Here is a 12374-nt window from a genome sequence, read left to right as displayed (position 1 = left end):
ATGGAAGGGCAGCAGATCCTGTTTCTGGCGATCGTATTCGCGGTGGTGGTGGCGCTGGCGCTGCTGGCCATGCTGATGTTTTCCTCGGTGCCGCTGCGCCAGCGGCTGGGCAGCTTCATGGCGCCGCCGGCACCGGAAGCGCAGGAAGACAACGGCTGGATAGAGCGCGTGGCCAAGGTGGCGCAGCCGTTCATGAAGTTGTCGCTGCCGGAGGAGGGCTGGGAACGGCAGCCGTTGCGCGCGCGCTTCATGAACGCGGGCTGGCGCAACGCCAATGCACCCACCCTGTACTTCGGCGCCAAGACGGTGCTGGCGCTGGGGGTGCCGGCGCTGCTGGCCGTGCTGGGCGCCGCCGCGCTCGACAGCGTATTCCACAACGGCTTCCTGCTGCTGTTGCTGTTCGGCGCGGGCGTGGGCTATTACAGCCCGAACCTGGTCCTGGCCCGGGCCGCCGCCCGCCGCCAGCGCGAAATCTTCGAGAACTTCCCTGATGGCCTGGACCTGCTCACCGTGTGCGTGGAGGCGGGCCTGAGCCTGGAGCGGGCGCTGGCCAAGGTGGCGGGGGAAATCCACATCAAGAGCGTGGCGCTGGCCCAGGAACTGCAACTGGTGCTGATGGAAATGCGGGCCGGCTTCAGCAAGGAGAAGGCGTTGCGTAACCTGGCCTTGCGCAGCGGGGTGGAAGATGTCGATACCTTGGTGGCCATGCTGATCCAGTCCGAGCGTTTCGGCACCAGCATGGGCGATTCGCTGCGGGTGCACTCGGATAACCTGCGCCACAAGCGCACCCTGGCGGCGGAGGAATCGGCGGCCAAGATATCGCTCAAGCTGCTGTTCCCGCTGATCTTCTGCATCTTCCCCACGCTGATGCTGGTGTTGCTGGGACCTGCGGCCATGCAGGTCATGCGCGTGCTGCTGCCTACGCTGTCGGGCACGTCCTAACCCTGGGAGACCACCATGCGAACCACGATCAAGCTGTTGAGCGCCATCTGTGCCGGCACCACCCTGCTGGCGTGCAGCAGCGCTGGCGTGGCGCCGGCCGCCGGCCAGCTTGCGCCGGCCCCTGCGCCCGTGTCTGCGCCGGCGCTGGCGGATGGCTACTACACGCTGGGCCGCAACCAGCATGCGGCCGGGCGCTATGAGGATGCGCTGCAATCGTACCGGCAAGCCTTGCAGCTGGACCCGCGCCATGTGAATGCCCGCAACGGCCTGGCGGTGCTGTACGCAGGGCAGGGCGATTACGGCAAGGCGATCGTGCTATGGCAGGAACTGGTGCGCGAAAGCGCCGGCGCGGTCACGCCGGAATCGGCCTTCCTGCTGGGGAACCTGGGCTATGCCTATCTGCTGGCCGGCGATGGCGGCCATGCCGTCTCCGCGCTGGAGAAGGCGTGCGTGCTCGATCCCCTGAACGCCGTGAGCTGGGAGCACCTGGCGCAGGCACTGGAGCAGCAGGGGCAGGGTGAACGCGCGGCATTGATGCTGCGGCAGGCGCGCTCGCTGCAGGCGCACGACCTGCGGCGCGACTATGCGCTGCTGGCCGACCAGGGCATGGCGCCCGCCACCGCCCGCGCGCTGGCCGCCCGGCGGGGACAGGATAGCTGGCCCGATGCGGGCCGCGAAGGTGAACACGATGCGACGCCGGTTGTGCCGGCACCTCAGCCAGGCTGGCCGCGATCGCTGGCGCGTACCGAAGTGGTCGCGGCCGGCGGCGCGATGGTGCAGCTGCGGCGGGTCGCGGCGCCGGCACCATCGCCGGCATCGGCACTGGCGCCGCAGCTGCCGCTGCAGGCGCCGGATGTGCGGCCGGCCGGCGCACCGGCAGCGTTGTTGCCGCCGTCCGCTCCCGCCGCACCGGCTTTAGCGGCAAATGCAGGCATGGCCGTACGGCTGGAAATCAGCAATGGCAACGGCGTGACCGGAATGGCGGCGGCACTGGCGCGCACGGTGCGCAGCGATGACGTGAAGGTGGTGCGGTTGACGAATATGCGGCCGTTCGCAGTGCCTGTCAGCCGGATCGAATACCGGGCGGACCAGCAGGCGGCGGCCCAGGTACTGGCCGCGCGCCTGGGCATGACGGCGACGGAACCGCGCGCCGACAACCAGCGCGCCGAAGTGCGCATCGTGCTGGGACGGGACCTGCTCAGCGCCGCCGTGCTGCGGCAGCGCTATCTGAAATAGCGGGCAAAAAAAAGTCCGGGGGAGGGACCCGGACTGCAAAACACACCCACGTGTTTTCTGTTGCGCCTGACGGCGGTGCTGGCGGTGCTACTCCCAGTGCACGCTGCCCATGCCGCGTGCACTGGCCTGGCGATTGGCCGGATTGCCGTAGACGGTGGCCGAGCCCAGGCCGGTCAGATTCATATTGGCGCTGTTCTTCGCGTAGACGCGTGCGCTGCCCAGGCCTGTCAGGCTGACGTCGATGCTGTCGGCCTGCAGCTGGCGCGCATCGAGGCTGCCTACGCCGCTCAGGTTGGCGTGCAGTTTCTTGGTCTGGCCGTGGACATGCATGCTGCCCGCGCCGCGCAGGTTCATATCCATGTTGTCGCTGCTGCCCGCGTCCAGATTGATGCTGCCGGCGCCGCCGAGTTTCACGGTCACGTTCCGGTATTGCGCCCTGGCGTTGATGCCGCCCGCACCGTTGAGCGCCAGGTTCAGCGTGTCGCCGTTAAAGCCGTTGATCTCGGTGGAACCCACCCCGGCCGATACCAGCTCGTGCAGGTTGGGCAGGGTCAGCTCGGCGCGCAGATCCATCTTGCCCATGTGGACGCCGCGCAGCTCGGTGCCGATGTGCAGGCTGTCGCCACGCTGCTCGACCACCACCTTGGGCAGGTAGCGCGGGTCGCCGGAGATGGTTAGCGCGGCCGGCCCCCGCTTCACGCTCAGGCTGATGACGCCATCGAGGTTGACGTTGACGGTACGCGCATCGACCGCGCGCTGCTCGCTGACGGCTTCATCGGCCAGCGCGGTGTGTGCTCCGCTGCACAGTGCCGTGGCCAGGAATGCTGCGCGCATGATTCGTTTCATGTTGATGCTCCCGTCGTCAAGTGTGGATGGTTGATGGTCTTCGTTGCGCTATTAGTTGCCCAGTGCGGCCTTCTGTTCCGCGGTCAGGCGCTTGGCGCTGATGGTCACCACCTGCATGCTGGCGGTGTCCACCTTGGTCACGGTGTGCGTGGCGGCGTGGTGCGCCGGGACTGCGGCGGTGGCCAGGCTGGTGCCGGCGATCAGTACGGTGGCGATGATGAAGATGGCTTCCATGTTTTTGGCGATGTTCATTTTGATGCTCCTTGTCGGTGGTTGTCTGCTCGGTTGTGTGCTGCGATGAGTGAACTATAGACAGGGACCGTGCACACCACCACCGGCATGCGACGAACTGCGTTTTTTGCGGACCAGAATGCGGATAGCAAGCGGGAAGCGTTGCGGCGCGCGGCCGGCGCAACGGCGTGCGCAGGCTGTCCTGGGCAGGACAAAACAGCTATTGCGCGCCATGCGGTGACACTCTAAGCTGCCAGAACGATAGCCAGTGGATAGGACAGCGACAATGACGCTTCTGTATGCCAGCACGATCTTTCTGAGCGCCTTCCTGCTGTTCCAGATCCAGCCCATCGTGGGCAAGATGATCTTGCCCTGGTTCGGCGGTTCGGCGGCGGTGTGGAGCACCTGCATGCTGTTCTTCCAGCTGCTGCTGTTGCTGGGCTATCTGTATGCGCACCTGACCGTGCGCTACCTCGGCCCCCGCCGCCAGGCCGTGCTGCACATCCTGCTGCTGGCCGCCAGCATGGCGCTGCTGCCCATCGTGGCCGATGCCAGCTGGAAGCCCGTTGGCGATGCCGACCCGTCCTGGCGCATCCTGGGCCTGATGGCGGCGATGATAGGGCTGCCGTATTTCCTGCTGTCGTCCACCGGCCCGCTGATCCAGGCCTGGTACGCGCGCGAGGAGGCCGGCCGCATTCCGTACCGCCTGTTCGCGCTGTCCAACTTCGGCTCGATGCTGGGGCTGCTCAGCTATCCCCTGTTTTTCGAGCCCCGGCTGGCCACGCGCGGCATGGCGCTGGGCTGGTCCGCGGGCTATGGCGTGTTTGTGTTGTGCTGCATCGCGCTGGCCGTGCGCGGCGCCTGGATGCAGGCCGGCGCGCCGGCACCTGCACCCGCACCCGCCGCCGCCGTGGCGCGCGTGACGCTGGAGCGGCACGCGCGCCTGCGCTGGGTGGCGCTGGCGGCCCTGCCGACGGTGCTGCTGATGTCCATCACCAGCCACCTGACGGAAAATATCGCGCCCATCCCGCTGCTGTGGGTGCTGCCGCTGGTACTGTACCTGCTCAGTTTTATCCTGTGCTTCGAGAGCAGCCGCTGGTACCGGCGCGACCGCTATCTGCCCCTGTTCGCCGGCATCGTGCCCGTGATGGTCGTGCTGTGCATGTTTCCCATGCTGCTCAACGAGAACGTGGTCTGGCAGATCCTGTTGTTCTGCACCGGCCTGTTCGTCTGCTGCATGGTGTGCCATGGCGAGCTGGCCAGGCTCAAACCGGCGCCGTCCCAGCTGACGGCCTACTACCTGATGATCGCCAGCGGCGGCGCCATCGGGGGCGTGTTCGTCGCCCTGCTCGCGCCGCGCCTGTTCAATGATAATTACGAACTGGCCATCGCCGCCATCGGCGCTTTGCTCATGGTGTTCCTTACCGTTTGCCGGGAGCCCGATGCGGCCATGCCGTTCATGCTGTCCGGTGAGTCGTGGAAGAAGGGCGTCGTGTTCACGGCCACGCTCAGCACCTGCCTTTACGTGGGCAAGGAGCTGCTGATCGACCGCGGCGCCATCAAGGCCAGGAATTTCTACGGCATCGTCAAGGTGCGCGACCTGGGCGAGGGCAAGGACGCCGTGCGGCAGCTATCGCACGGCATCATCCTGCATGGCTTCCAATTCCGGCAGGCGGATCGGCGGCGCTGGCCCACGTCCTATTACGGCGCCATCGGCGGCGCCGGGGTGGGGATGGCCGCCAGCCGGACGGAAGGGCCCCAGCGGGTGGGCGTGGTCGGGCTGGGCGCCGGCACCATGGCGGCATACTGCCGTCCCGGCGACTACTACCGCTTTTATGAAATCAATCCGCTCGTCAGCAAGCTGGCCGCGTCGCAATTCAGCTTCCTGTCCGACTGCAAGGCACAGGTGGAAATCGCCCATGGCGACGCGCGCCTGTCGCTGGAGGCGGAGCCGCCCCAGCATTTCGACCTGATCGTGCTGGACGCCTTCTCCGGCGACGCCATCCCCGTTCACCTGCTCACGCGCGAAGCGTTCGGCGAATATTTCCGCCACCTGAATGGGGGCGGTGTGCTGGCGGTGCACGTATCGAACCTGCACCTGGACCTGGTGCCGGTAGTGCAAAGCGCCGCCGCCCACTACCACCGCGACAGCTTCCTGGTCGATTCCTACTCCGACCCGCAGACGGGCCTCGCCCGCGCACAATGGGTGCTGGTGGCCCGCCCGGCCAGCATCGCCCACCCGGAGCGGATACGGCAGGTGGCCACCCAGTCCCCGCGCCTCAGCACGATCCGGCCGTGGACGGATGATTACAGCAGCATTTACAGCATCCTCAAGTGAGGGTTGCGCCGGCCGCTGGCGCAGCCCATGGCAGGCTTCTTGCTTATAATGCAAGCAAGATGATCTCGATGGAAAAGATGAAAAAACGCCACACTTGCTGGCTTTTTTCACCATTCTTAAACTGATTCGTGCACCATTCGAGAGCACTGATGTATTCATAGAGCAACCTCGTCACTCTTGGAAAGATTTCGCATGAAAATACGCAGAAAAACCCTCGTCGTCGCCGTTGCCGCCACTTTGGTCGCGCCGGCATGGTCGCAAAGCGTGCAGTCCGACCAGATCGAAGTCGTGAAAGTCACCGCGCAAAAGCGCAAGGAAGATCCCAGCAAGGTAGCAATGAGCATCAGCGCCGTCACCGGCGCCCAGCTGCAGAACGAACACGTCACCGACATCACCGACCTGACCCGGGTGGTGCCCAACGTCTCCTTCACGGCCGCCACCGGCAACGGCGGCGCCGGGCCGGGCACCTCGAATATCGAAATCCGCGGCATCAGCTCGGCGGCCGGCGCGGCCACGGTCGGCATCTACCTGGGCGAAGTGCCCGTCACGGTGGGCAATGTCTACACCATGGGTAACATCGAGCCGAAGTTCTTCGACCTGGACCGGGTGGAAGTGCTGCGCGGACCGCAGGCCACGCTGTACGGCGCCGGTTCCATGGGCGGCACCATCAAGTTCGTGCCCAACGAACCCGATTTGAAGGAACGCGAATTCACCACCTACACGGAAGCGTCCAGCACCAAGGGTGGCAGCATGAATTACGCGGCCAACATCGTCGGCAACTTCCCGCTGGTGAAGGATGAACTGGCGCTGCGCATCGGTGCGCAAGTCCAGCACACGGGCGGCTTCATCAACCAGGTCGACGGGGCCGGCAACACGCTGGCCAACAACATCAACAAGATCGACGACCAGGAACTGCGCGTGGCGCTCAAGTGGGTGCCGAGCCGCACGGTGACGGTGACGCCGTCGCTCTACTACCAGAGGGTCAACGCCAAGGATATCGCCGCCTTCAACCTCGAACTGCCGCGCTACCAGGCGCAAAAGCAGGTGCGCGAACCGTCCAACGACGTGCTGCTGGCGCCCAGCGTGACCGTCAACTGGGACATGGGCGCGGCCGACCTGACGGCCAGCACCAGCTATTTCCAGCGCAAGTTCGACCGCACGCAGAACGGCTCGGCCTACAACAGCTATTCGCTGTCGACCTTCATGACCCCCGTCGCGGACGGCGGCACCGCGCCGCAGGAATTGATCGATGGCGTGGCGGCGCTGCCGTCGGCCGTCTACCTGAACAACCAGGTGCGCCAGATCGCACAGGAAGTCCGGCTCGCCTCCAAGCCGTATGACGCGAGCGTGTCGCCATGGACCTGGCTGGGCGGCGTTTATTACGCCAACCAGCACACCAACATCACCGAGAACGATCCCATCTTCGGCGTCAACGCGCTGTTCAACCAGTTCGGCCTGAGCACGTCGGACCCGGACATCCTGCCCGGCGCGTTCCCGAATGACTTCCCGAACGATAACTCGTTCTCGGGCAACTTCCACTATCGCGAGCGCCAGGGCTCCGTGTTCGGCGAGCTCAATTACTACTTCTCTCCCACGCTGCACGCCACCGTGGGTGCGCGCTACCTGAAGGCCACCACCACCCTGTCGCAGCACAACGGCCTGTACCTGGCCGGCGCCGGCAGCAACGGCGGCGCCGAGCAGTCGACCAAGGCGTTCACGCCGAAATACGCGCTGACCTGGGAGCTCGATCCCAACAACACCGTCTACACCAGCGTGGCCAAGGGCTTCCGCCTTGGCGGCTCCAACGTCTACGTGCCGCCCACCACCTGCGGCCCGGACCTGGAAGCGAACGGCATCACGGCCGCGCCCGGCACCTATGCGCCGGACAGCCTGTGGAGCTACGAGGTCGGCAACAAGTCGCGCTTCCTGGGTGGCCGGCTGACCGTCAATGCCGACCTGTTCTACGTGAAGTGGAAGAACATCCAGCAGGGCGTGTATCTGCCGACCTGCGCCTACACCTACAACGCCAACGCGGGCGACGCCACCAGCAAGGGCTTCGAGTTCGAGATCAAGGGCAAGCCGATGGCTGGCCTGACCCTGAGCGCGTCGGGCGGCTATGTGAAGGCGGAGTTGTCGAACGATATCGGGCTGCAGTCGGGCATCGTCGGTGCGCATGAAGGGGCGCCCATCCAGGGCGTGCCGAAGTACAACGCGGCCATCAATGCGCAGTACAACTTCGCCGTCGGCGAGCGCGGCGCGTTCGTGATGGGCGGAGTGCAGTGGGTGGGGGCCAGCCACGGCTCGCTCGATCCGGACCAGACCGACTACCTGCGGCCGGCTTATCACACGGTGGACCTTAGCGCAGGGATGAGCTTTGACCGTGTCAGCGTGACCGTGTTCGTCAAGAATGCGCTCGATGAGGATACGCTGATCCAGCATCCGCAGGTGGCGTCCATTGTGCAGGGCTACCGGGTTAATCCGCGCAGCATAGGCATGAGCTTGTCCAGCAAGTTCTGACGGCGTTTGGAAGTCAGCCTAGGCCGGTCATGCGAGTGATCGGCCTTTTTTCTTGTGCTGAGCGCACGCATGCTCGTGGGCACGCGCGAAGCAATGCGGATGATGCCCGGGGGGAGTTTGTACCCGGGTTCAAGCCAGCACAGCCTCCAATTTGAAACGCAGCGCGGTGACGCTGACTTCTTTCATCAGGCCATGGCCTGGTAGCACCCTTGGTTCGACCTTGACCAAGCCTGCCTTGGCGAGCGCATCCACATCGCGCTTCACTGCGCTTCTGTCCCGATGGAGGCGCTCCGAGATGGCCGTGATCGAGCCGGGCTGGTCTTTGATGGCGCGAAAAAGCGCCAGTTTGGCGGCGCTCAGCAGTTTGAGGACGTCGGCCGGATCCTCGTAGGCGATGATGCTCTCTTTCGGTAGTTCACGGCCCTGGTCGGCTAATTGCGCGAGTTTTCGTCCACGCTGGAAAAATTCTGCCTCGTCGCCAGTCTTGATGATCAGTTTGCTCATTTCCGCTCCTGCAAGGCAGTCCAGTCCCGTTAAAAGCGGGCTTCGATGTCTTCGAATGGCGTGAAATCGACCGGTTCAACAGTCCCCATGTGGTGACGATGATGGCTATCGTGTGCATTATCGTAACCCACTACCCGGCCGTTGTCTCGTTGGTAGAGGCGCTGATTTATATAGGCGAGGTCGTAGCGCGTGACATGGCCGCGATCGTCAACCCAGACTTCCCGTCGCAGTTGGCCGTTGCCGCGCTTCTCGGAAATTTTGTAGGTGTCGTCAATAAGCTTTTTGTCAGCCATGATGAACAATGTCATGACTGATGGCGGCTGGTGTTGCGGTTGCTTAATTGTTGGGCGCGCGTTCGCGCTCATTGGCGCCAGAGTTACAGCCTAAGAGGTGTAAAATTTGAATACAATCATCAGGTTGTATTTTAAATTTACAGCTTATATACTGTAAAAAATAACGAGGGCTGCGGACGTGGACTATCCCATTCGAACATTGCAACAGATACGCCCGTTACTGGTCGGGTTTCGAAAGCGCGCGGGCTTGTCACAAACCGCTGTCGCCGCTCTCCTTGGCGTAACACAGCAAAGTTACGCTAAGATCGAAGCGAACCCTTCGGCCACGAGCGTAGAACGCCTGTTTACCATCCTACGGCTGCTTGGTAGCGAGATCGTGCTGAGCGAGAGCGCTGCGGCGGCCTCGCCTGATGTTGTGCTTGCTTCGCCCGAAGCGCCGACAGTGCCAACGTCCATCGCCAGCACCCGAAAGGGTAGGGTGGCCGCGCCGCCGAAGGTGATCCCGCCATCGAAGAAAACGGAGCATTGGTAACATGGGACGGCGAGCGCATGCCCAGCGATTGAATATCTGGCTCAATGGAACCCCTGTCGGCTACTGGGATGCGTCTGCCGGCGGCGCTACGCTGACCTACTTCGACGAGTGGCTGGACGATGCGCAGGGCCGTCCGCTTTCGCTTTCCTTGCCCTTCCAGCCGGGCAACGCCCCGTATCGTGGGGCGCTGGTCCAAAACTATTTCGATAACCTGCTGCCCGACAGCGAAGCGATACGCCGCAGAATCGCGCGTCATTTCAGAACTGCAGGGATCGAGCCACATCAGCTGCTGGCCGCTGTCGGCCGGGACTGCGTCGGCGCGATCCAGCTGCTGCCCACAGATGAAGCACCGACGGATCTTTTTTCAATTCGAAGCGAACCATTGGATGAGCGCGGCGTCGCCACGCTGTTGCGAAACGCGGTAGCCGACCGTCCCCTGGGCCAAGGCGATGAGGTCGATGACCTCAGACTGTCGATTGCTGGCGCCCAGGAGAAAAGCGCCTTGCTGTGGCATCAGGGGCAGTGGCAACGTCCGCTAGGCAGCACGCCGACCACGCATATCCTGAAGCTGCCTCTGGGACTGGTCGGCGCGATGCAGGCCGACATGCGCACGTCGGTTGAAAACGAGTGGCTGTGTTCGCGCATCATGCAGGGATTCGGGCTGCCCGTCGCGCACTGTGAGATCGCGCAGTTTGAGAACATGAAGGTGCTGGTCGTTGAGCGCTTCGACCGCAGGGCGGCCGAGGACGGCAGCTGGATCGTGCGCTTGCCGCAGGAGGATTTCTGTCAGGCCACGGGAACGTCACCGCTGCACAAGTACCAGGCGGACGGCGGCCCGGGGATCAGCAAGATCATGGAAGTCCTGCTGGGGTCGGAACAGTCGGAACAGGACAGGTTGAATTTCTTTAAAACCCAGCTCGTGTTCTGGCTGCTGGCGGCGACTGACGGCCACGCGAAAAATTTCAGCATTTTCCATTTGGCTGGAAGCCGGTTCCAGGCTACGCCACTGTACGACGTCCTCTCCGCTCATCCCATTCTGGGAGCCGGGGCGAACAAGCTGGCGCCACAACGGGCGAAACTGGCGATGGCTGTCAAAGGCGCGCAGAATTACTACAACCTGCAGCAGATACAACGCCGGCACTGGCTGAACCACGCGGAGCTGGTCGGCCTGGGTGCCGCCGCCGCCGAAGGCATCATCGAGGATTTGCTGGCGGCCGTCGATGGCGTGGTGACATCGGCCTATGCGCAGCTTCCCGAAGGGTATCCGAAGGATTTGGCCAAGGCGATCTTGCAAGGTCTTGTGCGGCAACGGGATCACCTTGCCGGGATGTAGTGTCGCAGGACTGCTCAGCGGTAGAAATCTTCCAAGAAATAAAGAATTTTTAACATAACATTAACCGTGCAACCACGGTGGGGCACAATTGCGTTACGGTACTGCGGATCGAAGGCGAGTGCCTAACCAGTTCTCTTCTTGTTCAACTATAACTATCCTATCTTATGCCCTTGCACAAATTTCCATGAGGCAAAAAAAAGCCCGCTTACCTATGAGGCAAGCGGGTTTCGTGACTGCGTAAGGCAGGGTGATGCATGTTGCTGGTGCGACTGCCGGTATCACATCACACTATGAAAATCTGACGAAAATCGCATGGATACCAACAAAAATACCAACAAAAGTAGGCCTTTGCCAATTGTTGTAAGAGTGTTGCGTTGACTGCCCCAAAGTCTTGCACTAACGCAAGAGGTTTCGAATTCGCGGGTCTTCCGGAACCAACACTGTGCGGCAGTCACCGTCAAAAAAGCAAACAGCGTCGGTGGGTTTCAAATCCGAGCGTTTCATCCAGACAACGTGACCATGCACTTCAACCACCACACATCCTTCGTAACCGGGTGGCGGCAGTATCTCAGAGAGGAATTCCTCAAGAGAGGGTACGGCGTTTTGCGTATCCATTTAAGACGGCTCCCGTGAATAGATGAGGTTTAGGTCATGCGCAACCAAAAGCCACAACTGGTGCTGCATTTCCTTGCGTACGTCCCCATTTGCAAGTTGACAAGAGTGCACCATCGCTGTGACAAATTGGTGAGCATGAGGTCCATGCTGCTGGATGGCGCTTTCAATGGTCGGCCAGGATGGCCAACTCCCATTTGGTTGAAGGATATAACGGCAGTAGGTTGTTACGACACGCAATTCGATTAGATCGATCTCAACGGCCTGCTCGACATCTGGACATGAAAAGGACAGTCCGTTGGGGTGGTTGTGCGTGAACAAGCTTTTCCCAGTGCCGACGAGTTCATGCTGATCGAAATGGATACTATTTATGGTGCCAGCTTTTTGTGTTATCAAAGTGCCATCTGCACGGAAGAACGCCCCGTTTTCGACGGGTGCATGTCGTACCTTGTTTTCGAAATTTACTGCTTTCTGCCTGGCGGGCGTCCGGATGTCGGGTACCTTTCGCTGCCCATGCGACGTATAAATGGAAACGTCCAGTTGTTGCTGCATATTTGGCAACGATGGTGGCAGGTTTTTCGACATATCGATTCCTATACGGCCATTGGATCAGTACCAAGAAGGGAAGGCTTATCTATAAGATAGTTCCATGGGTCAATACTTGATAGAAATTTTTTACCTGTTTGTGAAAAATACAACAGTTGAGTCACTTCTAGCTTCGACGTTGAACGGGAAGTTCACAGCAATAGCCCATAAATTTTGCAAAAATACACAAAATATCGAAAGAACATACCCGGTTTTGTACCCGGCTTTGTATATCTATGCTCAGTAAGGAGGTTTGCCCTAGACAGAGCTGATTTTGCAAGCGAACATAAACAAGCTTCCTAAGACGACCACCTACGCTAGCTAACTTTGAGGTACTCTGACTTTTTCGGACACTCCTGTTTGGTAAACTTCATCAACGGGAGGATTTATGAAACGGACAAAAAC

At 61.8% G+C, this 12374-nt stretch carries 11 protein-coding genes; 6 read left to right on the top strand and 5 right to left on the bottom strand.

What is annotated here, in order from left to right; genetic code table 11:
• Window positions 1-942, top strand: coding sequence for a type II secretion system F family protein (locus AC3WOS_RS02600; RefSeq protein WP_492714268.1), 942 nt, complete (start codon window positions 1-3; stop codon window positions 940-942).
• 15 nt (window positions 943-957) lie between these two features.
• On the top strand, window positions 958-2178 hold the full coding sequence (locus AC3WOS_RS02595) for a LytR C-terminal domain-containing protein (RefSeq protein ID WP_492714267.1): 1221 nt from the start codon (window positions 958-960) through the stop codon (window positions 2176-2178).
• 87 nt (window positions 2179-2265) lie between these two features.
• On the opposite strand, the gene AC3WOS_RS02590 is transcribed toward AC3WOS_RS02595, so the two are convergent.
• Together AC3WOS_RS02590 and AC3WOS_RS02585 are read right to left on the bottom strand one after the other, a co-directional pair.
• Window positions 2266-3024, bottom strand: a complete 759-nt coding sequence (locus tag AC3WOS_RS02590; RefSeq protein ID WP_492714266.1) for a GIN domain-containing protein — start codon at window positions 3022-3024, stop codon at window positions 2266-2268.
• Between the two features lie 51 nt (window positions 3025-3075).
• Window positions 3076-3276 carry a hypothetical protein gene (locus AC3WOS_RS02585; RefSeq protein WP_492714265.1) on the bottom strand — a complete coding sequence of 67 codons (201 nt, stop codon included), beginning with the start codon at window positions 3274-3276 and terminating at the stop codon, window positions 3076-3078.
• A gap of 265 nt (window positions 3277-3541) precedes the next feature.
• On the opposite strand from AC3WOS_RS02585, the gene AC3WOS_RS02580 reads away from it, so the two are divergent.
• Both AC3WOS_RS02580 and AC3WOS_RS02575 read left to right on the top strand, forming a co-directional pair.
• Window positions 3542-5593, top strand: coding sequence for a spermidine synthase (locus tag AC3WOS_RS02580; protein WP_492714264.1), 2052 nt, complete (start codon window positions 3542-3544; stop codon window positions 5591-5593).
• 192 nt (window positions 5594-5785) lie between these two features.
• Complete coding sequence (locus tag AC3WOS_RS02575) at window positions 5786-8110, top strand: TonB-dependent receptor (RefSeq protein ID WP_492714263.1); 2325 nt, start codon at window positions 5786-5788, stop codon at window positions 8108-8110.
• A gap of 129 nt (window positions 8111-8239) precedes the next feature.
• Here the strand turns inward: AC3WOS_RS02575 and AC3WOS_RS02570 are convergent, their stop codons facing one another.
• Together AC3WOS_RS02570 and AC3WOS_RS02565 are read right to left on the bottom strand one after the other, a co-directional pair.
• Entirely contained in the window at window positions 8240-8614 is a 375-nt protein-coding gene (locus tag AC3WOS_RS02570; RefSeq protein ID WP_492714262.1) for an HVO_A0114 family putative DNA-binding protein, read from the bottom strand.
• A 29-nt stretch (window positions 8615-8643) separates the two neighbouring features.
• Complete coding sequence (locus tag AC3WOS_RS02565; protein WP_492714261.1) at window positions 8644-8922, bottom strand: toxin-antitoxin system TumE family protein; 279 nt, start codon at window positions 8920-8922, stop codon at window positions 8644-8646.
• Between the two features lie 163 nt (window positions 8923-9085).
• Here AC3WOS_RS02565 and AC3WOS_RS02560 point away from each other — a divergent pair, with 163 nt between their 5' ends.
• Entirely contained in the window at window positions 9086-9439 is a 354-nt protein-coding gene (locus AC3WOS_RS02560) for a helix-turn-helix transcriptional regulator (RefSeq protein WP_492714260.1), read from the top strand.
• A 1-nt stretch (window position 9440) separates the two neighbouring features.
• On the top strand, window positions 9441-10772 hold the full coding sequence (locus tag AC3WOS_RS02555) for a type II toxin-antitoxin system HipA family toxin (RefSeq protein ID WP_492714259.1): 1332 nt from the start codon (window positions 9441-9443) through the stop codon (window positions 10770-10772).
• Window positions 10773-11387: 615 nt separating this feature from the next.
• Here AC3WOS_RS02555 and AC3WOS_RS02550 read toward each other — a convergent pair.
• Window positions 11388-11969 carry a hypothetical protein gene (locus AC3WOS_RS02550; protein WP_492714258.1) on the bottom strand — a complete coding sequence of 194 codons (582 nt, stop codon included), beginning with the start codon at window positions 11967-11969 and terminating at the stop codon, window positions 11388-11390.
• Between the last annotated feature and the right edge of the window lie 405 nt (window positions 11970-12374).

Source organism: Rugamonas sp. FW305-51, from assembly GCF_058786935.1.
The sequence above is the reverse complement of the archived record's forward strand: the minus strand, read 5'-3'. Positions and strand labels throughout refer to the sequence as shown.

Excerpts from the sequence above, each read along its gene's own strand:
- AC3WOS_RS02580 (WP_492714264.1), top strand. The coding sequence starts at position 3,542 with ATGACGCTTCTGTATGCCAGCACGATCTTTCTGAGCGCCTTCCTGCTG.
- AC3WOS_RS02585 (WP_492714265.1), bottom strand. The coding sequence starts at position 3,276 with ATGAACATCGCCAAAAACATGGAAGCCATCTTCATCATCGCCACCGTA.
- AC3WOS_RS02565 (WP_492714261.1), bottom strand. The coding sequence starts at position 8,922 with ATGACATTGTTCATCATGGCTGACAAAAAGCTTATTGACGACACCTAC.
- AC3WOS_RS02600 (WP_492714268.1), top strand. The coding sequence starts at position 1 with ATGGAAGGGCAGCAGATCCTGTTTCTGGCGATCGTATTCGCGGTGGTG.
- AC3WOS_RS02555 (WP_492714259.1), top strand. The coding sequence starts at position 9,441 with ATGGGACGGCGAGCGCATGCCCAGCGATTGAATATCTGGCTCAATGGA.
- AC3WOS_RS02590 (WP_492714266.1), bottom strand. The coding sequence starts at position 3,024 with ATGAAACGAATCATGCGCGCAGCATTCCTGGCCACGGCACTGTGCAGC.
- AC3WOS_RS02575 (WP_492714263.1), top strand. The coding sequence starts at position 5,786 with ATGAAAATACGCAGAAAAACCCTCGTCGTCGCCGTTGCCGCCACTTTG.
- AC3WOS_RS02570 (WP_492714262.1), bottom strand. The coding sequence starts at position 8,614 with ATGAGCAAACTGATCATCAAGACTGGCGACGAGGCAGAATTTTTCCAG.
- AC3WOS_RS02595 (WP_492714267.1), top strand. The coding sequence starts at position 958 with ATGCGAACCACGATCAAGCTGTTGAGCGCCATCTGTGCCGGCACCACC.
- AC3WOS_RS02550 (WP_492714258.1), bottom strand. The coding sequence starts at position 11,969 with ATGTCGAAAAACCTGCCACCATCGTTGCCAAATATGCAGCAACAACTG.